Annotated in this window: 1 rRNA gene; it reads right to left on the reverse strand. The window is 49.5% G+C overall.

The annotated features are described in order from the left end of the window. Positions 1–1,264 (reverse strand): 23S ribosomal RNA (locus BLP52_RS14235); the annotation flags it as partial. Positions 1,265–1,274 lie beyond the last annotated feature (10 nt).

Raw genomic sequence — 1,274 nt, forward strand, 5'->3', positions numbered from 1 at the left:
TGAGCCCCGTCCATTTTCGGGGCCCCAAACCTCGACTGGTGGGCTGTTACGCACTCTTTAAAGGATAGCTGCTTCTAAGCTAACCTTCCAGCTGTCTAGGGCTTAGGACGCCCTTTAGTATTAACACTTAGTCGACACTTTGGGACCTTAACCACGGGCTGGGTTGTCTCCCTTACGGACTACAAGCTTACCCCAGTAGTCCGGACTCCAACCTTCTTTGACGACGGTGAGTTTGGAGTTTGACAAGCGGCTGAGGAATTTCTTCCCCGGGACCACCAATCAGTGCTCTACTTCACCGACTATCTCCAGTTAGGTCATGCTACGACATGTTTCGGAAGGAACCAGCTGATGCCGGGTTAGATTAGCCTTTCACTCCGAGACGCAGGTCACACGAATGATTTGCAGATCAATACCGCTTGCGGTCCTCCACGTAGCTTTCGCCACGCTTCAACCTGCCCACGCCTAGATCACCCGGCTTCGGGTCGTATCCTAATGACTCCACGCACTTGTATACGTCGCTCCTCACCTTACGGTTGCGAGCATGTTGCTTTCGCTTCGGCTTCCTATTTGCAAGTTAGCCATCGCCATTTGAATACACTCCCTGGCCCGTTCTTCAAAACGTAAGATATGACATTGGCAATATTGCCCGTACTGCAGCCTCGCGACTGTTTCCTTCGCAATAAAGATCCTTTAACGCCATATCGCTCCATCGCCTCCAGGTTTCAGGCACTTTTAACCTCCCTTCTTGGGGTACTTTTCAGTTTTCGGTCACCCTACTAGTTCGCTATCGGTCTCAAGAAGTATTTAGTTTTGGAAGTTGGTGCCTCCCAAATTCACGCGGGAATTCCGACCCACGCTACTCAGGTTATAATCCAGATCCTTTGGTTGTTGCTTACGTGACTATCACACTCTATGGTCTAACGTTCCAGAAAAGTTAAACTTCAACCAGGTGGGACCTTTAGAAAAAACCTACAACACCACATCTCCCACATGTTACCAGTGGGATTCAGTTTGAACTTTACCGTGTTCATTCGCCATTACTAACGGCATCTCTTCGATTTCTTTTCCTGCCCCTACTAAGATGCTTCAATTCGGGGCGTTCCCGATCATTGTTGATCAACACACAAAATGTGTTAGGAAGACCCATTAGGAGATCCCGAGATCATAGGCTCCATGCACCTACCCCGGGCTTATCGCAGCTTGGCACGTCCCTCATCAGCTCTTGAGCCGAGCCATCCACCTGAAGGCATATTTACCAGAGTCCATCTCACTTT

This window comes from Methanolobus vulcani (assembly GCF_900100715.1).
Lineage (GTDB): Archaea > Halobacteriota > Methanosarcinia > Methanosarcinales > Methanosarcinaceae > Methanolobus > Methanolobus vulcani.